Below are 20,872 nucleotides of genomic sequence, written 5' to 3'. Positions count from 1 at the left end.
GCCGGACGATCAGACCGCCAGGGCCTCGTTGAGGAAGGCCTGGAGCTGCGCTTGGTGCTTCGACATCTGGCCGACCGCCGTGGAGGCGGAGGCCGGACGACCGACGTAGCGAGCGCGCTTCACCGCGGAGCCGGCTTGGCCGAGCACCCATTCGAGGTAGGGCTCGACGAAGGACCAGGCGCCCATGTTCTTGGGCTCCTCCTGGCACCAGATCACGTCGGCGTTGCGGAAGCGCGCCATCTCGTTGGCCAACGCCTTCAGGGGGAACGGGTAAAGCTGCTCGACGCGCATCAGGTAGATGTCGTTGAGGCCGCGCTTCTCCCGCTCCTCCAAGAGGTCGTAGTAGACCTTGCCCGAACAAAGCACGACGCGGCGGATCTTGTCGTCGCGCACCAGCTTGTTCTGCGCGCCCTCCTCCTCGGCGTCGTCCCAGAGGACGCGGTGGAAGGTCGAGCCCTCGGCGAGCGCGTCGAGATTCGAGACGGCGCGCTTGTGGCGCAGCAGCGACTTCGGCGTCATCAGCACCAGCGGCTTGCGAAAGTCGCGCTTCAGCTGCCGGCGCAGGATGTGGAAGTAGTTCGCCGGGGTCGTGACGTTGGCGACCTGCATGTTGTCCTCGGCGCAGGCCTGGAGGTAGCGCTCCAGGCGGGCTGAGGAGTGCTCGGGGCCCTGCCCCTCGTAGCCATGCGGCAGCAGCAGCACGAGGCCGGACATGCGCAGCCACTTGCGCTCACCGGATGCGATGAACTGGTCGATCACCACCTGGGCGCCGTTGGCGAAGTCGCCGAACTGCGCCTCCCACAGAACCAGGGCGTTCGGCTCGGCCAGCGAGTAGCCGTACTCGAAGCCGAGCACCGCCTCCTCGGAGAGCATCGAGTTGATGATCTCGATGGAGGCCTGCCCCTCGCGGATCGCGTTGAGCGGCGTGAAGCGCTGCTCGTTCTCCTGATCGATCACCACCGCGTGGCGCTGCGAGAAGGTGCCGCGCTCGACATCCTGGCCCGAGAGGCGGACCCGGTTGCCGTCGAGCAGCGTCGCCCCGAAGGCCAGGGCCTCGGCGGTCGCCCAGTCGACACCGACTCCCGTCTCCACCGCCTTGGCGCGGTTGTCCATGAAGCGCTGGATCGTGCGGTGCAGGTGGAAGCCGGGCGGCACCTGCGTGATCTTTCGCCCGATCTCCTGGAGGGTCTCGGCCGGCACGGCGGTGCGGCCGCGCCGCGGGTCGTCCACGTCCTCGTGCACGGCCTTCACGCCGGACCAGCGGCCGTCCAGCCAGTCGGCCTTGTTGGCCTTATAGTTGTTGGCGACGTCGAGCTCGGTGTCGAGCAACCCGCGGAACTCGGCCTTGCGGGCGTCGAGCGCCTCCTGGGTGACGGAGCCGTTCTCGACGAGCTTGCGGCCGTAATTCTCCAGCACCGACGGATGCTTGCGGATCCGCTGGTACATTTTCGGCTGGGTGAAGGCCGGCTCGTCGCCCTCGTTGTGGCCGAAGCGGCGGTAGCAGAGCATGTCGATCACGACCGGCTTGCCGAACTTCTGCCGGTACTCGACCGCGACCTTCGCCGCGAAGGTGACGGCCTCGGGGTCGTCGCCGTTGCAGTGGAAGATTGGCGCCTCGACCATCTTGGCCACGTCCGACGGGTACGGCGACGAGCGCGAGAAGCGCGGATCGGTCGTGAAGCCGATCTGGTTGTTGATGATGAAGTGGACCGAGCCGCCGGTGCGGTGGCCCTTCAGACCCGACAGGCCGAAGCACTCCGCCACCACGCCCTGACCCGCGAAGGCGGCGTCGCCGTGGATCAGGAGCGGCAGCACCGTGCGGCGCTCGATGTTGGGCTTGGCCCACTGGTCCTGCTTGGCGCGGACCTTCCCCAGCACCACCGGGTCGACGATCTCGAGGTGGGACGGGTTGGCGGTGAGCGACAGGTGGACGTTGTTGCCGTCGAAGGCGCGGTCCGAGGACGCGCCCAGGTGGTACTTCACGTCGCCCGAGCCCTCGACCTCGGCCGGGGAGGCCGAGCCGCCCTTGAACTCGTGGAACACCGCCCGGAAGGGCTTGGCCATGACGTTCGTGAGCACGTTGAGCCGGCCGCGATGGGCCATGCCGAGCACGATCTCACGGACGCCGAGCGCGCCGCCGCGCTTGATGATCTGCTCCAGCGCCGGGATCATCGCCTCGCTGCCGTCGAGGCCGAAGCGCTTGGTGCCGGTGTACTTGAGGTCGAGGAACTTCTCGAAGCCCTCGGCCTCGATCAGCTTGTTGAGGATGGCCCGGCGGCCCTCGGGCGTGAAGGAAATCTCCTTGTCCTTGCCCTCGATGCGCTCCTGGATCCACGCCTTCTCGGCGGGATCGGAGATGTGCATGAACTCGACGCCGAGCGTCTGGCAGTAGGTCCGCTCCAGGATATCGACGATCTCGCGGACCGTGCCGAACTGGAGGCCGAGCACGTTGTCGAGGAAGATCGGGCGGTCCCAGTCGCTCTCCTGGAAGCCGTAATGCTGCGGGTGCAGCTCCTCGTGGTCGCCGCGCGGCGCGAGACCCAGCGGGTCGAGCTTGGCGTGCAGGTGGCCGCGCATGCGGTAGGAGCGGATCAGCATGATCGCCCGCACCGAATCCTTCGTGGCCTGCTCCACCGAAACGCCGGTGGTGGCGGTGACGCTGTCCTGCGGCTTGCCGGGCTTGGCCTCCTTGGCCTCGCGGGCGACGATCTTGTCCCCGATCGCCTTCTCCAGGGCGCCCCAGTTGCCGTCGAGCGCCGAGACCAGCTCGCCGTTCAGCGGCACCGGCCAGTTCGGCCGCTCCCAGGACGCGCCGGCAGCGTTCTTCTCGACAAGGGTCTCGTCCTCGCCGAGCCCCTTGAAGAAGGCCTGCCACTCCGGATCCACCGAGGACGGGTTGCGGGCGTAGGCCGCCTGCAATTCCTCGATGTAAGCGGCGTTGGCGCCGTAGAGGAACGAGGTTTCGAGGAGCGCTTCGTTCACGTCCTGGCGTGCCATGGTGCGTCCATCCTGTCGCGCGGGCAGGCTCCCCTGCCCTTCGGGCTCCCCGTCCACGCGGCGGATCGCCCTTAAACCGAAACGGGGCGGGTGACCGCCCCGCTGAAATCATCTGCACGCCCGATATGGGCGTTGCGGCCCTGCGATGGCCGCAACGCAGGCGCGCTTGCCTCAGCCTTTCAGGACCTCGACCAGCGTCGAGCCCAGCCGGGCCGGCGACGGCGACACGCGAATGCCCGCCGCCTCCATGGCGGCGATCTTGTCCTCGGCGCCGCCCTTGCCACCCGAGATGATCGCTCCGGCATGGCCCATGCGGCGGCCCGGAGGCGCCGTGCGGCCGGCGATGAAGCCGACCATCGGCTTCTTGCGCCCGCGCTTGGCCTCGTCACGCAGGAACTGCGCGGCCTCCTCCTCGGCTGAGCCGCCGATCTCGCCGATCATGACGATCGACTCGGTCTTCGGGTCGGCCAGGAACAGCTCCAGCACGTCGATGAACTCGGTGCCCTTCACCGGGTCGCCGCCGATGCCCACAGCGGTGGTCTGGCCGAGGCCGGCATTGGAGGTCTGGAACACCGCCTCGTAGGTCAGCGTGCCCGAGCGGGACACGATGCCGACGGAGCCCGGCCGGAAGATGTTGGCCGGCATGATACCGATCTTCGACTCGCCGGCCGTGACGATGCCGGGGCAGTTCGGCCCGACGAGGCGCGACTTCGAGCCTTCGAGCGCCCGCTTCACCCGCACCATGTCGAGCACCGGGATGCCCTCCGTGATGCAGACGATCAGCGGCACCTCGGCGGCGATCGCCTCGCAGATCGCGTCGGCGGCGCCCGGCGGCGGCACGTAGACCACCGAAGCCTCGGCGCCCGTGGCCTCGCGAGCCTCGGCGACCGTGTCGAAGACCGGCAGGCCGAGATGCCGCGAACCGCCCTTACCGGGGCTGGTGCCGCCGACCATCTTGGTGCCGTACGCAATGGCCTGCTCGGAGTGGAAGGTCCCGTTCTTGCCGGTGAAGCCCTGGCAGATGACCTTGGTGTTGGCGTCGATCATCACCGACATGATCAGGCTCCCTTCACGGCGGCGACGATCTTCTGGGCGGCGTCGTCGAGGTCGTCCGCCGGGATGACGTTGAGGCCCGAGTTGCGGATGATGGCCTTGCCCTGCTCGACGTTGGTGCCCTCGAGGCGCACCACCAGCGGCACCTGCAGGCCCACCGCCTTCACGGCGGCGATCACGCCGTTGGCGATCACGTCGCACTTCATGATCCCGCCGAAGATGTTGACGAGGATCCCCTTCACGTTCGGGTCGGCGGTGATGATCTTGAACGCCGCCGTGACCTTCTCCTCGGAGGCGCCACCACCGACATCGAGGAAGTTCGCCGGCTCCTCGCCGTAGAGCTTGATGATGTCGAGGGTCGCCATGGCGAGGCCGGCGCCGTTGACCATGCAGCCGATCGTGCCGTCCAGCGCGATGTAGGCGAGGTCGTATTTCGACGCCTCGATCTCCTTGGCGTCCTCCTCGGTCTCGTCGCGCAGCGCGACGATGTCCGGGTGCCGGTAGAGGGCATTCGAATCGAAGGCCATCTTGGCATCGAGGCACTTGAGGTGCCCGTCGGCGGTCAGCACCAGCGGGTTGATCTCGAGGAGGCTCATGTCCTTGGCCACGAAGGCCGCGTAGAGCTTCTCGGTCAGCGCGGCCGCTTCCTTGGCCTGTGTGCCGGAAAGCCCGAGAGCCTTGGCGACGGCGCGGCCGTGATGGGGCATGACACCCGTCGCCGGATCGACCGCGATCGTGTGGATCTTCTCGGGCGTGTCGTGGGCCACCGCCTCGATGTCCATGCCGCCCTCGGTGGAGACCACGAAGGCGACGCCGCCGGTGGCGCGGTCGACCAGCATCGAGAGATAGAATTCCTCGGCGATCTGGGCGCCTTCCTCGATGTAGAGGCGGTTGACCTGCTTGCCGGCCGGGCCGGTCTGGATCGTCACCAGCGTCTGGCCGAGCATCTCGCCAGCATATTGCTTCACCTCGTCGATCGACTTGGTGACGCGCACGCCGCCCTTGGCGCCCTCGGGCGCGCCCTTGAAGGTGCCCTTGCCGCGTCCGCCGGCGTGGATCTGGCTCTTCACGACCCAGACGGGGCCGCCGAGCTCCTTGGCGGCGGCTTCGGCCTCCGACGGGTTGAAGATGGCCACGCCGCGGGAGACGGGCAGGCCGAACTCCTTCAGCACGGCCTTAGCCTGATATTCATGGATATTCATCGGAGCCTCGTAGGGAGGAGCGAATAGGTGGCAGCGGGCAGCGCGTGGCAATCGGGATGCGAATCCCCGAACGCCGCGCGCGGCCCGGTATCCGCTTACCGGTCAGGCGAGGTTGCTGTCGACGCCCTTGCAGGCCTCGATCAGGCCCGTCACCGAGGCGACCGACTTGTCGAACATCGCCTTCTCGGCGGCGTCGAAGGTCACTTCCAGCACGCGCTCGACGCCGTTGGCGCCGATCACGATCGGCACGCCGATGAACATGCCCTTCACGCCGTACTGGCCGTCGAGGTAGGCGGCGCAGGGCAGGACCCGCTTCTTGTCGCGCAGGTAGCTCTCGGCCATGGCGATGGCGGAGGCGGCGGGCGCGTAGAAGGCCGAGCCGGTCTTGAGCAGGTTGACGATCTCGCCGCCGCCCTTGCGGGTGCGGTCGACCATAGCGTCGAGCTTCTCCTGGGTGGTCCAGCCGAGCTTGACGAGGTCGGTCAGCGGCACGCCCGCGACCGTGGAGTAGCGGGTCAGCGGGACCATGTCGTCGCCGTGGCCGCCGAGCACGAAGGCGGTGACGTCCTCCACCGAGACCTTGAATTCCTCGGCCAGGAAGTGGCGGAAGCGCGCCGAGTCGAGCACGCCGGCCATGCCGACGATCTTGTTGGTGGGGAGCCCCGAAAACTTCTGCAGCGCCCACACCATCGCGTCGAGCGGGTTGGTGATGCAGATCACGAAGGCGTCCGGCGCGTAGGTCTTGATGCCCTCGCCCACCGCCTGCATGACCTTGAGGTTGATGCCGATCAGGTCGTCGCGGCTCATGCCAGGCTTGCGCGGCACGCCGGCGGTGACGATCACGACGTCGGCGCCCTTGATAGCGCTGTAGTCGCTGGCGCCCGCATAGGTCGCGTCGAAGCCCTCGACCGGGGCGGCCTCGGCGATGTCGAGGGCCTTGCCCTGGGGCACGCCGTCGACGATGTCGAACAGCACCACGTCCCCGAGGTCCTTCAGGCCGGCCAGAAGGGCCAGGGTCCCGCCGATCTGGCCGGCACCGATGAGCGCGATCTTGTTGCGAGCCATGTCGGATTCGTCTCCGCTGCGTTCGACGTTCAGGATGTTCCGCGCGAGGCCGGGACCGTTCGTCCGCTTGCGTCCGAGGCCGGATTCGCCGCTCTGAAATCTGCGCGGCTGTGTGGCCGAAAAGCACCGCCGCTTCAACCCGATGCGTGACCAGCGGGGGCCCCCTCCTTCGGGTTAGGCGTCGCGGAGGGCGTCAGACGCGGATGGAGAAATGCCAGCGTCGCGAAGGTTTTAGGTGCGGTGCACGCGGCCTCGTCGGTGCTGCAAAGCTCGGATGACAGATCCGAAAAGCTGTCATTTCGGGTCTCGGCCGGCTTCATCTTCCGGTCCGGAAACGCAGAAGGCCCGGACGCGGGGTCCGGGCCTGCCAAGAGAGCTGGGCGTCAGAGAGCGAGGCGTTTGTGTCGGCCTCAGAGGATTCCGGAGCGCAGAACCCGCTGGATCGCGTGGATGACAGCCCCGAACCGGGCCTCAATCAGGTCGCGCGGCACTTCGGCATCGTGCTGGATCGCCAGTGGATGCGTGAACCGGTAGCTCGCGTCGAAGATGTAGGCGATCGCCCGCTCCCGGTCGCGCGCCGAGAAGATGCCGGAAGTGATCCCCTCCTCGACCACGCGCTCGACCAAGCTGCGCAGTCGCACGCGGTGCCGCCGGGCGATCGGCCGGGCCGACACGGTTGCGTCGAGATGGACCGCGAACAGGTTCGGCTCATCGAACAGGGCGTCCCGCTGGACCGTCGCGAGGGCGGTCAGGAGCCGCTCGATCTTGTCGTCGGCGGGGTCGGGCGCGTCGGCGATGCCGGCGAGCCGGGCTTCGACCTCGCGCAGCCAGCGTCCCGCCACCGCGTCGAGGAGCGCGTCCTTCGACGGGAAGTAGCGGTATACGTTGGCGTGCGTCATGCCCGCCTCGGCGGCGACGGCTACGACCGTCACGCGCTTGGGCCCAAGCCGCGAGAGATGTTCGGTTGCGATACCGAGCAGGCGCACATCGGCCGCAACCGGTGCTCGGGGCCGCGTTGCGCCGGCCGTATTGCCACCATCGCGGGGCGTGCCGGTCTCGGCATCGGCGAGGGTGAGCTTGGCCTTGGCGGTGAGCGCCTCTTCCTTGGACCCGTCAGATTCTGGCTTGAGGAAAGGAAGCGGAAGGCGGGAAGTGGACAGGTGGTAGGGCGAGACGGACCCCCATCATACCGGCTGAAGCGTCCCGGCGCTTCGCGTTGACGTTGCGGCTTCCCCCCGGGAGCCCGGTTACCTGAGCGGATTAGGACCGCTTAAATAACCCTATGTGTCAGTTCGCCTTGAGAAGGCAACAAATTTTTCTCGTTACCCCCTGCGTCAGAAGCGGTTCTTCCACGCTCGCAGAGCGACGAACACTGCCTCTGGATCACTTTCCGGTGGCAGGTCGACCGATTTGGCGAGCGCCGGCTCGGCGCTGCGCAGGAAAGGGTTGGTCGCCCGTTCCGCGGCCAGGGTTGATGGGATCAGGAACCGGCCCTGCGCCTTCGCCTGCTCGGCCTCGGCGAAACGGGCCTTGAGATCCGGGTTGTCCGGATCCGCCGCCAGGGCGAAGCGGGCGTTGCTGAGGACATAGTCGTGACCGCTGAACACCTGCGTGGCGTCGGGCAGGTCGTCGAAGCGCCGGAGGGATCGGTAGAGCGTCTCGGGCGGGCTCTCCATCACCCGCCCGCAGCCCAGGGTGAACAGCGTGTCCCCGGCGCAGACGAGGCCGGCCTCAGCAAACCAGTACGTGACATGATCGGCGCAATGGCCCGGCGTTTCCCAGACCTGAGCCTTCAGGTTGCCGACCCGCACCGTGTCGCCCTCGCGCACGGTCACGTCCACCTGCGGGACGGCGTCCCCGGCCTTCGCGGGTGCCGTGACGCGCGCGCCCGTCGCCTGCTTCACCGCCGGGATGCCCTCGACATGGTCCGCGTGCCGGTGGGTGACGAGGATCTCGGTGAGCTGCCAGCCGGTCTCCTCGAGGGCCCTCAGCACGGGCTCGGCCTCGGGCACGTCGATTGCCGCGCAGGCACCGGTGGCCGGGTCGCGGATCAGGACGCCGATATTGTCGCTGCGGCACAGGAACGTGCGGATCTCGGTCTCGGCGGCCATCGGACGGCATCTCCTCGGGGCACGAAAGCTGCTGCCGTGAACAGGCTGCGGTCCGGCCGGGTTCCGTCGGAGCTTGCCGCAGGCGGTCCGGCTCACCATTGAGTACGGCAACCGTTCCAGTCCCGAATTCCTGCTCCTCCATGCGTCTCGACGTCAACGGCTTGCGCGCCTTCTACGCCAGTCCCCTGGGCCGCACGACGCACCGCGTCGTCGGGCGCGCGCTGCACGAGTTCCTGGGCTCGGTCTCGGGGCTGCGGGTCCTCGGGATCGGCTACGCGACCCCCTATCTCGGCCCGATCCACTGCATCGCGGAGCGCACCCTCGCCTTCATGCCGGCTACGCAGGGCGTGGTGAACTGGCCGGACACGGGTCGCTCCTGCGCGGCCCTGGCCGATCCCACCATGATGCCGCTTCCGGAGGCCGCGATCGACCGGGTCATCCTGGTCCATGCCCTCGAATCGGTGGAGAGCCCGACCGAGCTGCTGCAGGAGGTCTGGCGCACGCTCACGCCCGGCGGCCGGATGATCCTGGTGGTCCCCAACCGGCGGGGCGTCTGGGCCCGCCGCGAGGCGACGCCGTTTGGCCACGGCCAGCCCTACAGCCGCTCGCAGCTCGGCCGGCTGATGCGCGACACGCTGTTCTCGCCGGTGAACTGGTCCGAGACCCTGTACATGCCGCCGGTGCGTTCGCGCCTGATGCTCCGCACCGGTCCGGCCTGGGAGCGGCTCGGCACCAGCCTGTCGTTGCCCTTCGCGGGCCTGCACGTGGTCGATGCCACGAAGCAGCTCTATCGGCCTGTCGCCGTGCAGCAGGTGCGGCGCGCCCGTCGCCTCGCGCCCGCCCGGGTGCTGGTGCCGGCACCGTCGCCGGGCTGATCCGGGCGGGCGACACGTTTGTTAAAAGGCCCTGCGACTAGGATCGGCCGCGACACGGGTCTGCCAGATGAGCATCGATTTCACCGTCCAGCAGTTCCTGCTCGCCCTCTCAGGCCTCATCTCGATCGTGAACCCGATCGGCGGCGCCTTCATCTTCGCCCAGGTCACCGGCGCCTACAGCCATGCCGAGCGCGTGCTGCTGTCCCGGCGGATCGGTATCTACGCAGCGCTGGTGATGCTCGGCGCCCTCTGGGCCGGCACGCCGATCCTCAACTTCTTCGGCGTCACCCTGGCCGCGCTGCGCATCGCCGGCGGTCTCGTGGTGATGTCCTCGGCCTGGACCCAGCTCAATCGGCCGGAGGCGCGCGAGGCGCGCAAGCAGGCCGAGGCCTCGGGCTCGGCGAATCGCGGGACGGTTCCCACGGAACCGCAGGCGGATCAGGCACCGGGCCCGCTGTCCGAAATCGCCTTCTTTCCCCTCACCCTGCCCTTCACCACCGGGCCCGGCACGATCGCGGTCGCCATAACCCTGGGCGCGAACCGGCCCGAGGTCTACGCGGAGCGGCTCGGCTTCTATCTCGGCATCACGCTGGCGGCCCTGGTGGTCGCCGCAACGGTCGCGCTGATCTACGCCTCGGCCGACCGGGTGGTGGCGCTCATCGGCCCGGCCCGCGCCCGGGTGGTGGGGCGCCTGTTCGCCTTTCTGCTGCTCTGCGTCGGCACGCAGATCCTGATCAACGGCCTCACCGACGTGTTCGCGCCGCTTCTCGCCGCGCGATGAGTCCGGACGCGGAGCAAGCCGTCGTCAGATGACCGGCAGCTCGCTCAAGCCCCCGAACAGGGCAGCGTGGCCCACGTAGTAGAGGAACAGGAAGGCCGCGAGCGCCGCCCCATAGTAAGCCGGTGCCAGCAGCGCCTGCCGGACCCGCACCGGCACCCGGACATCGTCGGCGGCGATCGCCAGAAGCACCACGATGATCCCGGAATGGCCGATCGCGTCCACCTTGCCGAATTCGACGATCGCTGAGACGAAGATCGCCGCCAGGATGATCGCCGAGGTGCGGCGGACGAGAGGCGTCCAGATCAGCGCGAAGGCCAGGGTGAATTCGATGACGCCGGCAGCCTGCATGAACAGCTCGGGCGTCGCGCCCATCGTCATCTGCGGCTTGGCGGCGATGAGCGGGGCCGTCCAGTCGGGATAAGCCCACTTCTCGATGGAGGCCCACATCAGCGTGATGGCGGCTGTCCAGCGCACGAGGTCGAGCGGCCGGATGTCGAAGGGCCGAAAGCCGAGACCCTGGGCGATCAGATAGGCGGCAATGCCGAGGAAGATCGGATAATCGGCGAGGTGGAACAGGCCGTACTGCGCCGTCGCGAAGCTGAACAGGAAGACGAGGCCGAGGCCGGTGATCGGCATGGTCCGGCGCCAGATCAGGCAGGCCGCCATCGCGAGCTGAAGCCACGGGATCCAGGCGACATCGGTCTTCAGCTCGGGCGTGAGGATGATGCCGCCGAGCTCCCAGAGCGAGACCAGGAAGAAGCCCAGCGTGGCGCGCACCAGCAGCTCGGTATCGGTGCGGATCCGCGCGGTCACGCGGTCAAGCGCGTTGAGCAACGCGCCGCCCAGCGGCGTGCCCTCGGCGAGGCAGCCGAACATCAGGCAGGCCAGGGCGAGGCCGGTCAGCCACTCGAAGTCCAGGCACAGCACCTGCTCAAGGCCCTGGGGCTGCCCGGCGACGTCGTAGGCGCAGAACCACTTCACGTGAGCTTGGGCCGCGCTCGGGGCCGCGAGAGTGAACAGGCCTGACAGGCCGAGAGCGCCGACTACCGATAACCGCTTGTTCTTGGATCTTGGCATCGGACCCTCGTCGCTGCACAGCGACACCGTGGTTACTCAGCTATTTAGATATCTTCGGTCAATTTTAGCCAATGGTTTGTTAACGAATATGAGTGAAAGGTTAACGCTGTGGATTCTGCGTAGGCCGTTCACGCGGTTCGCTTTTCCGCGCTGCCCACAGGCGTGCAGGATCCCTGAGGTTGTTGCGAGTCGCGGCGCATCGGGCGTGGCCCATCCGGTGTCGGCGCCCGGCGTCAATCCGTCTTGCGCGCAGATCTGCGCGGATGCCGCTCGGCTTTCATCCCGTCGAACGCGAAGCCGATTCGTTCGCTGCCGCACAGGCGCCAATTCCTGCCGGCGCGATCATTCGAATGTCGGTAATGGCTGGTTTTTGCCTATAGATAAGCATACAAAGATATCGCCGCATAATAAATAGCAATATATTATCGAGTATTCGTCAGTTTTTACGATGGATATGCCGGATAAGCCGGCAGCAGTTTGTTCACCGAAATTTGGGATGTGACGGAGGACAGCGCGAAACTGTCTTCACCTGAAGGCTTGCATCTTGATTGAACATGCGCAGAGTCTTGATCGTGCTCTGTCTGGGTGGGATGAGATCTGCTGAAACCGTTCACCGGAGGCACGGGCCAGGAATGGGATGCGGGTTGTGCGGCAGAACGGCATTCTCAGCTCAGGCACGCGACTTCTCGGACCGGCACAGCGCCTCACAGGGCTGTGCGGTGCCGGACCAGCGTTACGCCTGATCTCGCTTCTGCTCCGCCCGCACGCGGGCCGCCAGCGCCGTCGGCCCTCCCCGCCCGGCGCATGATCGGATCGGCCGCTTGAGACTGTCCGGCCTTCGAGTGCGCGACCGCTGCGGTGGGATCGGGTCTCCGCTCCGAACGCCGCGGCGTCCCGTGCGCCGCATCGATGCCGGTATCCGGTCGACCCGGAGCGCCGGCGCCACGCATCAACCCTGACAGCCCCGCAGGTCCGGGCCGGGCGGCGCAGAGGCGCGCGCCGGACGCCTGCATCCACCACGCAGCAAGGAGTCATCCATGACCGACGCGACGCAGATCAAGGTTCCGGCTTGGTACAGCCCGGACGAGATCCAGGACATCCAGCGCGACCTTCTGGGCCCGGCAGCGAAGGTTCTGATCCTGTGCCTCGGCGGCAAGGGCGGCGTCGGCAAGACCACCATTGCCCTGCAGATCGCCGATCTCTGTGCCGAGGTCGGGCCGGTGCTGGCGATCGACACCGACCCGGCCAATCGTCATTTCCACACGGCTCTCATGACCGAGACCAGCCCCGGCAGCGACAACTTCGTGCCGCGCCGGCCCGGCGTGTCCTGCTTCCGGCAGCGGCTGCGCGCCGAAGACAGCGTGGGCCGCGTCGATCCGACCCTGTGCCAGGACATGATCGAGCGCGTGGTGGACGCGCCCGAGCGTTTCGTGGTGGTCGACTTTCCGGCCGGCGATACGGAGACGACGCGGCGCTGCACCGAGATTATCGTCGAGAGCTGCCGGGAGGCCAATGTCCGCCTCTGTGTGGTCGTCGCGGCCGGCGCTGTCGATCCCACCGCCCTCGAGGTCCTCAAGGAACTCCGGCCGATGCTGATTGAATGCGATCGGGCGATCCTCGCGAAGAACACCGCGCAGGCGACCAATTTCGACTATCTCGAATCGTCCGATCTCGTGCGTGCGCTGCGCAAGCAGCCGAATTTCCGCGTCATCGAGATCGAGCGGATCGGCGAGCGCCTGATCGAGGCGCTGCGGGTCCAGCACATGACGTGGCAGACGCTCGCGACCGGCGCACCGATGCGGTTGCGCGTCGAAGGGCGCCGCCTCCGGCGCAACTTCCACACGGCTTGGCGGGATGCGCTCCGGCCGTGACCAACCTCGAGCGGTTCTACCGGTCAGTCCACGGCCGCGATCTCCAGCCCTGGGAGCGCCAGCTCGCCGTGCGGATCGCGGCCGCCCTGAACACCACGACGGACGACGACTTCGTCGTCCATCTGCTGCTGGTGTACATGTCCACCAACGCCATCACCAACATGTACAATGAGCTGGTGGCCGCGCGAAACAGTCTTGCCGAGGACAGCCGCGATCTGGTGGGGACGATCAAGTCCGATCTGCGCCGGAACAGGCTGCTGACCTATGCGATGCTCGGTATTGCCGTGGTGAGCCTTCTCGGAAGTGTCTGGATCCTCGCCACGGTTTCCAACCTCTCGCACGATGTGACGGTCGGCGAAGCCCGGCTGGCCGCCGCGCTTCAGGGCATTGAACGACGGAGTCTGGGCGGATCGCAGCGCGGGCCCGCGCTCGACCGCTGATGGGGCGCAGTTCGCCGGTCGCCCGTCAGGCCGGCCTGGGGCCCGATGAGAGCCAGTCCGTCAGGGGGCCGGGGCTTTGGCGGCGAACGAGATTGTGACGAGGTCGCGGCCCGCGCTGGTCGAGAGCGTCGCCAGGAAGGCCAGGAGATCCGCTCGCTCCGCCGCGGTGAGCTGAAGCGGCTTGATCGACCGGGAGCGGCTCGGACGGTCGATCCCGCCGCGGTTGTAGAGATCGATCACGGCGCTGAGGGTCGGCACGGACCCGTCGTGCATGTAGGGGCCGCGCAGCCCGATCTCCCGCAGGGTCGGCGTCTTGAAGGCGTATTGAAGGGCGAGCGACGTAGGCTTGTACCGGCCGCGGCCGACATCCGGGCCCAACCCGACCCCGATATCGTGGAACGAGTTGTCGGTGAACGACCAGCCGGAATGGCAGCTCGCGCAGCCGGCCCGGCCGTTGAACAGGTCGAAGCCCCGCTTGGCCGGCTCCCCGATCGCGTCTTCCTGGCCAGCGATCCAGCGATCAAAGGGCGTCGTTCCGGTCACGATCAGGCGCTGGAAGGTCGCCAGTACAGCCTCAAGCCGTTCCCGGGTGATCGCGGGATCGGCGAAGGCGTCGGCGAAGGCGGCCGTGTAGCTCGGGTCGGACGAGAGCCGCGCCAGGGCGTCGGGCATCGGCAGATTCATGTTGCCCGGCGCCGCCATGGGCATCGCCGCGACCGATTCGAGCGTGCGGAACTTCCCGTCCCAGCCGAGCGGCCCATCCTGCCAGGCGATGTTGAGGAGCGTCGGCGTGCGCAGATCCATGTCGCCCTGCTGGCGCGTGGCCGCGCGGGCGCGTCCGTCGCCCCAGGCGAGATCCGGGATGTGGCACGTGGCGCAAGCCCGGGTCCCGTCGCCGGACAGGATCGGATCGAAGAACAGGCGACGGCCCAGTTCGGCCTTGGCGGCCGTGTACGGGTTCTCGGCGGGAAACGGGATTTCGGTCGGTGCGCGGTAGGCGTCGCGCCAGCCCGCGCGGCGTGGATCGGGGCCGCTGCCGACACCCCCGCTGACCCCGACAAACCCGAGAAGCACCGCCACCGCGGCGCCGACCTTCCACGCCATCACCAACCTCACGGGTCACGACTAGACCCATATTCGTTGATGACCGATGAATCTCCGCATGGAAGTTTTCCGGCTCGGACTGTACTTCTGTATTCAAAATCGCAGCACGGCCAAGCTTCGCCGGCAAGAACGATGATGTCGGGCTATTCAAGCCGGATGGAAACGCTGTCGCTCGCGCCCGTAGAATCCAGAACCGAGATCCGTGCGAAGCCGGCACCTGTCGGGGACCATGCGGCGCGGCGCCGCGGTGTTTGTACGACGGGCTGACCGTCGATCAGCCAGGTGAGCGGCGGCACCCCGCCCAAAGCTTTTAGGGCGAGCGCCGGACCGTCGGCCGTGCCCTCCCCTTCGTGCCCGGCGGCGCCGAGGCCGAGGTCGATCCGGGCGCCGTCCGGGGGATAGGCGATCCGCAGCGCCGGCCCCGGCGCGCCGGCCGCCTCACGGCGCAGATGGCGGAGCGGCGGCGGCAGGCCGCCGGGCCCGACCGCCAGAACATCTCGGGGTTGCGGCACCGGCTCCGGCTCGAGGCCGAGGCGCGCGAAGGCGTCGAACAGCATCGGTGCCGCGACCGTTCGGCCGACGAGACCCGGAACGGCTGCGCCGTCGGCCCGGCCGACCCAGACCACCACCGTCACGTGCCGGTCGAAGCCCGCCGCCCAGGCGTCCCGGTAGCCGTAGGAGGTGCCGGTCTTGTAGGCGATGCGGTTCGGCAGCGCGTTCTCCGGCGGCGGCGTGCCGCGCAGGATGTCAGCGACGTACCAGGCGGCCACGGATTCCGCGACCCGACCCTCGGCACCGGCCGGGGCCGCCTCGGCTCGGCGGAGGAGACCGGGCACCGTGCCGCCGCGGGCGATTCCGGCATAGAGGCGCGCGAGGTCGGTGAGCGTGATGCCGAGACCGCCCAGCGCCACCGGCAGCCCCGGCGCCGCCTCGCGCGGCAACTGGATCGCGGCGCCCGCCGCACGCAGCCGCGCGATGAAGCGCGCGGGCCCGACCGCGTCCATGAGTTCGACCGCGGGCACATTGAGCGAGAGCTGCAGGGCCCGCCTGGCCGTAACCGTGCCCTGGAAGGTCAGGTCGAAATTCTCCGGCGCGTAGTTCGCCGAGAAGCGCGCGGGGCGGTCTTCCAGCAGCGTCTCGGGATGTGCCAGCCCGTCCGCGAAAGCCATGGCGTAGACGAAGGGCTTCAGCGCGGAGCCGGGGGAGCGCACCGCGAGGGTCATGTCGATGGCGCCATTCCGGCTCGAATCCAGGTAGCCGGCGCTGCCCACCTGGGCGAGCACGCGCCCGTCGCGGTTGTCGAGGACGAGGATCGCGACCGAGAGGCCGGGACCGGCCGCGGCGGCCCGCTCGGACGCAAGAACCTCCAGCCGCTCCTGCAGGCGCGCATCGATGGCGAGGCGGATCACCGGGGCGGTGGTGTCGGTCGCCACCGCCTCCTCGGCTGCGTGCGCCGCGAGCATCGGGAAGGGACGCCGCGCTGTCGGCACCGGCTCGGCCTTGGCGGCCTCGGCCTCGCCGGCGGTGAGGATGCCGCGGGCGCTGGCGATGTCGAGCACCCGGTCGCGGGCGGCCCGGGCACGCTCCGGGAAGCGGTCCGGCCGGCGGGTCTCGGGCGATTGCGGCAGGGCGACGAGGAGCGCGGCCTGTGCCGCCGTCAGGCGCACCGGCTCCCGTCCGAAATAGGCGAGGCTCGCCGCGCGAACGCCCTCGAGCGGGCCACCGTAGGGGGCGAGGGCGAAATAGAGGTCGAGGAGGCCGGACTTCCCGAGTCGCCGCTCCAGCAGGAGCGCCCGCGCCATCTGGCGGAGCTTGGCGCCGAGCGTGCGCTCGCGCCGCGGCTCGACGAGGCGCGCCACCTGCATCGACAGGGTCGACCCGCCCGAGACGATGCGCCCGTTCCTCAGCCACTGGATCGCGGCGCGCAGAACCGCCACGGGATCGATCCCGGGATGATTCGCGAAGCGGCGATCCTCAAAGGCGACGAGCATTGCCCGGTAGCGTGGGTCGATCGTGTCGGCGGTGACAGGCAGGCGCCAGCGCCCGTCCGCGGTCGCGAACGGCCGCAGGAGCGTGCCGGACCGGTCGAGCACCACCGTCGAACGCGTCGAAGCGGCGGCGAGATCGAGGGGCGGCAACGCCTCCGCGTAGCGCCACAGCGCACCCACCCCGATAAGCCCCAGCGCCAGCGCGACCGGAAGGGCCAGGCGTGCCACAGCGCGGCGGCCCCGGGCCGGTGCACCGTTCGGATCAGACCCGTCCCGCGGCACGCATCCTCCAGGTCCCCGATCCGCCGGTCTCAGGCGCAGGATTCCGCGATCCCGCGCGGCGGACAAGCCCTGGACGGCTCCGGAGTCTCGGCGGCGTTCCGGCGGCTAGGCCGTGCCGACCCCGCGCAGATCCTCGAAGGCCGGGCGCTCCGGCCGGTTCGGGCGTATCGGGAACAGCACCACGTTGGACGGCATCGGCGCGGGACCGGCCTCGGGCGCCGTCTTGCGAGCCTTGCCGACCTTCGCCCAACGCTCGATCCGCTTGAAATACGACCGTCTTGCCAGCCAAGTCGGAATTCGCCTGCTCTTCAGCATGATCTGCCCCTCGTCGATGCGACTCGCGACGCGAAATCCAGTCCGCCGATCCGATCGCGCCGGCTAGACCGCCGTCGATCGAATCGGAGCTGTATTCGTGATACGAGCGGATCCGCAAAAGCGTTGCATCCCCCGTTTGGATGACGCGCCGCATGGGCCGATATGCGAGCCAGCCTGTGGGGCCTCAGGCGGCGGCCGATTCCTTTGCCCGCTCCTGGGCCAGCTTGACGACGGCCACTTGGTCGATCTTGCCAGTGCCGAGCATCGGGATCGCCTCCAGCACCACCACCTCGGCGGGGATTGCGACGTCCGAGGCGCCGCGGCCCTTGGCGAAGGTCTGGTAGGCGGCCCGGGTGGCGCCCTTCTCCTGCGTGAACAGGATCAGGCGCTCGCCCTTGCGCGGATCCGGCACGGCCGCCACCGCGCTCGGCCGATCCGGCCAGAGGTCGGCGGCCAGCGCCTCGATGCCGGCGAGCGACACCATCTCGCCCGCGATCTTGGCGAAGCGCTTGGCTCGCCCCTTGATCGTCACGAAGCCCATCGGGTCGATTGCCACGATGTCGCCGGTGTCGTGCCAGCCCCCCGGCGGCGGCTCCAACTCGCCGGGCTTCTCGGCGCGCAGGTAGCCCAACATGATGTTGGGGCCGCGCAACGACAGGCGGCCGCCCTCGTCGATTCCCGGCACGGGCTCCAGGCGGGTCTCGATCCCCGGCAGGATCCGCCCGACCGTGCCGAAGCGGTTGAACATCGGCGTGTTGAGCGCCACCACCGGCCCGCACTCGGTGACGCCGTAGCCTTCGAGGATGCGCAGGCCGAACTTCTCCGCCCAGGTCTTGCGGGTCGTCTCCTTCACGGCCTCGGCGCCGGCGACGACGTAGCGCAACGAGCGCAGGTCGTAGGAATGGGCCGCGCGGGCGTAGCCCGTCAGGAACGTGTCGGTCCCGAACAGCACCGTGCTGTTCGAGCCGTAGATCAGCTCCGGCACGATCCGGTAATGCAGCGGCGACGGGTAGAGGTAGACCGGCACGCCCGAGACCAGCGGCAGGACCAGCCCGGCCGTCAGGCCGAAGGCATGGAACACCGGCAGGACGTTGAACACCTTGTCCATCGGCCCGAAGTCGATCCGGGCCGCCACCTGCGCCACGTTGGCGAGCATGCAGCGGTTGGCGAGCACCACACCCTTGGGCGTGCCCTCGCTACCGGACGTGAACAGCACCGCGCCCGGATCCTCCCCGGCGCGCGCTACCAGCGGGCGGCGGGGTGCGAGGAACCCCCGGATCTTGTCCCCGGTCGTGACGGTGGCGCGCACGTCTTCCAGGTAGATCAGCTCGACCGAGCCGCGGATCGCCTCGACGAGCGGCCCGAGCCGCCCCTTCTCGATGAAGGCCCGGGACGTCAGGATCCGGTTCACCTCGGCCGCTTTGCAGGCGGAGAGGACGTTGGCGGGACCGGCCGAGAAATTGATCATCGCCGGCACCCGGCCGGCGGAGGCGAGGGCGAACAGCGTCACCGCGGCGCCGTTGGCGTTCGGCAGCATGAGCCCGATCCGGCCGCCCTCCGGCGCCAGCGGCATGAGCTTGCGGCCCAGGATGTTGGCGCCCATCACCAAGCGGCCGTAGCTGAGCCGACCGCCGACCGGGTCCTCGAGAGCGTTGCGGCGCCAGCCGTGAAGCTCGCCCGCCTCGATCAGTGCCGCCATCAGTCCGCGGTCCGTATCGGCGGTGCGGAACAGGAGGTCCGACATGATCCCGTAGAGGGCCGCGCCCGCCGCCTGCCGCCGGGCCTTGCCCTTGAGCGTGGGATCCACCGTCAGGCGCACCGGCGGCATCACCGTCACGGTCACTTTGGGCCACCAGCGGCGGCGCACCTGCCCGCGTGACAGGCGCGAGAAGACGGTGCGCTCGAGGCCGTCGAGCTTCACCGGCACGACCATCGCGCCCGACTTGTCGGCGATCAGCCCGGCGCCGTCATAGACCTTCATCAGGCTGCCGGTGACGGTCAGCCGGCCCTCGGGGAAGATGATCAGGGTCTCGCCGCTCTTGACCGCGTTGATCAGCGTCCGGGTGGCGAGGGGGCGCGTCGGGTCGAGGGGCATCGCCTTGGTGACCCGCAGGAACGGCTTCACCCACCAGCGCTGGGCGATGCCGCTGTCGATGGCGAAGACCGGCTCCTGCTCCAGAAGGGACAGGGCCAGCGGCGCGTCGAGGAACGACACGTGATTGAGGGCCACGATGGCGTTCGGCCCGGCCGCCGTGAGGTTGTCGAAGCCGCGCACCTCCAGCCGGTAGAAGGCCCGGAACAGGATCGACAGGGCGTCGCGGAACGGGCTGGTCGGCAGGGTCGCGAATACGACCGCGCCGACGATCAGGTTCAGCACCGCCACGACGGCGAGCAGGCTCGCGATCGTCAGGCCCGCGCCCTGCAGCGCCGCCAGCGCCAGGGTGCCGGCGACCATGAAGGCCGCCGTCATGACGTTGACGGCGCCGATGATCCGCGCGCGCATCGCCTTCTCGGCCCAGGCCTGCACAGCTGCGAAGGACGGGACGATGTAGAGGCCGCCGGAAATCGCGAGCCCGAGGAAGTCGATCCCGGTGCGCAGACCGTGACCGGTCCGGAGGAAGTCGAGCGGGCCGATCGCCTCCGCGGGCGGTGCCGGCAGGTGGCCGATCGTCCAGGCGAGGTCGAGACCGAACAAGCCCATCAGCACCGCGCCGACCGGCGTCGGCAGCAGCACGATCCGGCCGCTGGCGAGCCACGAAGCGAGGCCGGAGCCGACCGCGATGCCGATCGAGAACAGGGCCAGCAGCAAGGTGATCACGGTCTCGGTGCCGTTGAAGGCGCCGCGCACCAGCACGGGCAGCAGCGACAGCACCACCACGCCGACCAGCCAGAACCAGCTCACCGTCAGCGAGCCGCGCCACAGGCGCGTGTCGGCCCAGAGGTCACGCAGCAGGGCGTAGGTCGAGCGGGCGACGTTCGGGTCGACGCGCAGGTCCGGGGCCCCCTCGCCGGTCGCCGGGATCATCCGGGCCGAGAGCCAGCACAGGACGGCGAAGCCCATCACCAGGGCGCCGAACAGCAGGCCCGAGCCGCCCATCGCCGAGGCCGCGCCGGCCGCGATCGTGCCGAGCAGGATCGCCAGGAAGGTCGCGGCCTCGACCAGGGCGTTGCCGGCGGGCAGTTCCTCGCGCTTCAGGTGGTCCGGCAGGATACCGTACTTGATCGGACCGAACAGGGCCGCGATCGTCCCGAACAGGCCCAGCGCCACGAACAGCACCGGCACGGAATGGAGCAGGAAGCCCAGCACGGCGGTGCCGGCCGCGAAGATCTCGGCGAATTTCAGCCGCCGGGCCATCAGCGCCTTGTCGTACCGGTCGGCCCACTGGCCGCCGAGACCCGACAGGATGAAGAACGGCCCGATGAAGACGGCGCTCGCGAGGGTGACCAAGACGCCCGCATTGGCGTCCGCCTGGCCGCCGATCCCGAACAGGATCAGGAAGGCGAGCGCGTTCTTGAGGAAATTGTCGTTGAACGCGGAGAAGAACTGGCACCAGAACAGCGGCGCGAAGCGCCGCGCAGTCATCAGGGTACGGAACATGGCGATCTCTCGGTTCCGAACCTGACTGGCCTACCAGATACGGTCAGGTCAAATCGGCCCGTTGAGAACGCACAGCAATCACGGTCGCGCCGAATGCTCGCCGTGCGAGCCGG

The 20,872-nt window shown here is 68.8% G+C and carries 15 protein-coding genes; 4 read left to right on the top strand and 11 right to left on the bottom strand.

Going from position 1 to position 20,872, the window contains the following annotated elements:
- Window positions 1-9: 9 nt before the first annotated feature.
- From ABIE45_RS15830 to gloB, 6 genes are all read right to left on the bottom strand, one after another.
- The gene (locus ABIE45_RS15830; RefSeq protein WP_192708759.1) at window positions 10-2,997 is read right to left on the bottom strand and encodes a 2-oxoglutarate dehydrogenase E1 component; all 2,988 of its coding nucleotides are present in this window, start codon (window positions 2,995-2,997) and stop codon (window positions 10-12) included.
- A gap of 171 nt (window positions 2,998-3,168) precedes the next feature.
- Entirely contained in the window at window positions 3,169-4,053 is an 885-nt protein-coding gene (gene sucD / locus ABIE45_RS15825) for a succinate--CoA ligase subunit alpha (RefSeq protein WP_192708758.1), read from the bottom strand.
- Window positions 4,054-4,055: 2 nt separating this feature from the next.
- Complete coding sequence (gene sucC / locus ABIE45_RS15820; RefSeq protein ID WP_192708757.1) at window positions 4,056-5,252, bottom strand: ADP-forming succinate--CoA ligase subunit beta; 1,197 nt, start codon at window positions 5,250-5,252, stop codon at window positions 4,056-4,058.
- Window positions 5,253-5,354: 102 nt separating this feature from the next.
- Window positions 5,355-6,317, bottom strand: a complete 963-nt coding sequence (gene mdh / locus ABIE45_RS15815; protein ID WP_192708756.1) for a malate dehydrogenase — start codon at window positions 6,315-6,317, stop codon at window positions 5,355-5,357.
- A gap of 410 nt (window positions 6,318-6,727) precedes the next feature.
- Window positions 6,728-7,303: a TetR family transcriptional regulator gene (locus ABIE45_RS15810; RefSeq protein ID WP_012317921.1), complete on the bottom strand. Its 576-nt coding sequence runs from the start codon at window positions 7,301-7,303 to the stop codon at window positions 6,728-6,730.
- 348 nt (window positions 7,304-7,651) lie between these two features.
- On the bottom strand, window positions 7,652-8,428 hold the full coding sequence (gloB, locus tag ABIE45_RS15805; RefSeq protein ID WP_192708755.1) for a hydroxyacylglutathione hydrolase: 777 nt from the start codon (window positions 8,426-8,428) through the stop codon (window positions 7,652-7,654).
- Between the two features lie 140 nt (window positions 8,429-8,568).
- Between gloB and ABIE45_RS15800 the strand changes: the two genes are divergently transcribed.
- Both ABIE45_RS15800 and ABIE45_RS15795 read left to right on the top strand, forming a co-directional pair.
- Window positions 8,569-9,303 (top strand): methyltransferase domain-containing protein, encoded by a 735-nt coding sequence (locus ABIE45_RS15800; RefSeq protein WP_192708754.1) that lies wholly within the window; start codon window positions 8,569-8,571, stop codon window positions 9,301-9,303.
- A gap of 67 nt (window positions 9,304-9,370) precedes the next feature.
- Window positions 9,371-10,084, top strand: a complete 714-nt coding sequence (locus ABIE45_RS15795; protein ID WP_192708753.1) for a MarC family protein — start codon at window positions 9,371-9,373, stop codon at window positions 10,082-10,084.
- 24 nt (window positions 10,085-10,108) lie between these two features.
- Here the strand turns inward: ABIE45_RS15795 and ABIE45_RS15790 are convergent, their stop codons facing one another.
- Entirely contained in the window at window positions 10,109-11,161 is a 1,053-nt protein-coding gene (locus ABIE45_RS15790; protein ID WP_373622370.1) for a hypothetical protein, read from the bottom strand.
- Window positions 11,162-12,198: 1,037 nt separating this feature from the next.
- Here ABIE45_RS15790 and ABIE45_RS15785 point away from each other — a divergent pair.
- Window positions 12,199-13,032: an ArsA-related P-loop ATPase gene (locus ABIE45_RS15785; protein ID WP_192708752.1), complete on the top strand. Its 834-nt coding sequence runs from the start codon at window positions 12,199-12,201 to the stop codon at window positions 13,030-13,032.
- Window positions 13,029-13,472 carry a hypothetical protein gene (locus tag ABIE45_RS15780; RefSeq protein ID WP_192708751.1) on the top strand — a complete coding sequence of 148 codons (444 nt, stop codon included), beginning with the start codon at window positions 13,029-13,031 and terminating at the stop codon, window positions 13,470-13,472. Before ABIE45_RS15785 ends, ABIE45_RS15780 begins: the two co-directional genes overlap by 4 nt.
- A gap of 60 nt (window positions 13,473-13,532) precedes the next feature.
- Here ABIE45_RS15780 and ABIE45_RS15775 read toward each other — a convergent pair whose 3' ends face one another.
- From ABIE45_RS15775 to ABIE45_RS15760, 4 genes are all read right to left on the bottom strand, one after another.
- Entirely contained in the window at window positions 13,533-14,576 is a 1,044-nt protein-coding gene (locus ABIE45_RS15775; RefSeq protein WP_192708750.1) for a cytochrome c peroxidase, read from the bottom strand.
- Between the two features lie 143 nt (window positions 14,577-14,719).
- Window positions 14,720-16,846, bottom strand: a complete 2,127-nt coding sequence (gene pbpC, locus ABIE45_RS15770; RefSeq protein ID WP_192708749.1) for a penicillin-binding protein 1C — start codon at window positions 16,844-16,846, stop codon at window positions 14,720-14,722.
- Window positions 16,847-16,951: 105 nt separating this feature from the next.
- Window positions 16,952-17,161 (bottom strand): hypothetical protein, encoded by a 210-nt coding sequence (locus ABIE45_RS15765; protein ID WP_192708748.1) that lies wholly within the window; start codon window positions 17,159-17,161, stop codon window positions 16,952-16,954.
- A 184-nt stretch (window positions 17,162-17,345) separates the two neighbouring features.
- A complete protein-coding gene (locus tag ABIE45_RS15760; protein ID WP_192708747.1) occupies window positions 17,346-20,759 on the bottom strand; it encodes an acyl-[ACP]--phospholipid O-acyltransferase in 3,414 nt (1,137 codons plus the stop codon).
- Window positions 20,760-20,872: the final 113 nt, after the last annotated feature.

It is taken from the genome of Methylobacterium sp. OAE515 (genome assembly GCF_041806315.1).
GTDB lineage: Bacteria > Pseudomonadota > Alphaproteobacteria > Rhizobiales > Beijerinckiaceae > Methylobacterium > Methylobacterium tardum.
Note: the sequence above shows the minus strand (reverse complement) of the source record. Positions and strands in the feature narration are given on the sequence as shown.

What these genes read in the sequence shown, in the direction of transcription:
- ABIE45_RS15785 (WP_192708752.1), top strand. Translation starts at nt 12,199, where the DNA reads ATGACCGACGCGACGCAGATCAAGGTTCCGGCTTGGTACAGCCCGGAC.
- sucD (WP_192708758.1), bottom strand. Translation starts at nt 4,053, where the DNA reads ATGTCGGTGATGATCGACGCCAACACCAAGGTCATCTGCCAGGGCTTC.
- ABIE45_RS15790 (WP_373622370.1), bottom strand. Translation starts at nt 11,161, where the DNA reads ATGCCAAGATCCAAGAACAAGCGGTTATCGGTAGTCGGCGCTCTCGGC.
- ABIE45_RS15800 (WP_192708754.1), top strand. Translation starts at nt 8,569, where the DNA reads ATGCGTCTCGACGTCAACGGCTTGCGCGCCTTCTACGCCAGTCCCCTG.
- ABIE45_RS15760 (WP_192708747.1), bottom strand. Translation starts at nt 20,759, where the DNA reads ATGTTCCGTACCCTGATGACTGCGCGGCGCTTCGCGCCGCTGTTCTGG.
- mdh (WP_192708756.1), bottom strand. Translation starts at nt 6,317, where the DNA reads ATGGCTCGCAACAAGATCGCGCTCATCGGTGCCGGCCAGATCGGCGGG.
- ABIE45_RS15830 (WP_192708759.1), bottom strand. Translation starts at nt 2,997, where the DNA reads ATGGCACGCCAGGACGTGAACGAAGCGCTCCTCGAAACCTCGTTCCTC.
- ABIE45_RS15795 (WP_192708753.1), top strand. Translation starts at nt 9,371, where the DNA reads ATGAGCATCGATTTCACCGTCCAGCAGTTCCTGCTCGCCCTCTCAGGC.
- sucC (WP_192708757.1), bottom strand. Translation starts at nt 5,252, where the DNA reads ATGAATATCCATGAATATCAGGCTAAGGCCGTGCTGAAGGAGTTCGGC.
- ABIE45_RS15775 (WP_192708750.1), bottom strand. Translation starts at nt 14,576, where the DNA reads ATGGCGTGGAAGGTCGGCGCCGCGGTGGCGGTGCTTCTCGGGTTTGTC.
- ABIE45_RS15765 (WP_192708748.1), bottom strand. Translation starts at nt 17,161, where the DNA reads ATGCTGAAGAGCAGGCGAATTCCGACTTGGCTGGCAAGACGGTCGTAT.
- gloB (WP_192708755.1), bottom strand. Translation starts at nt 8,428, where the DNA reads ATGGCCGCCGAGACCGAGATCCGCACGTTCCTGTGCCGCAGCGACAAT.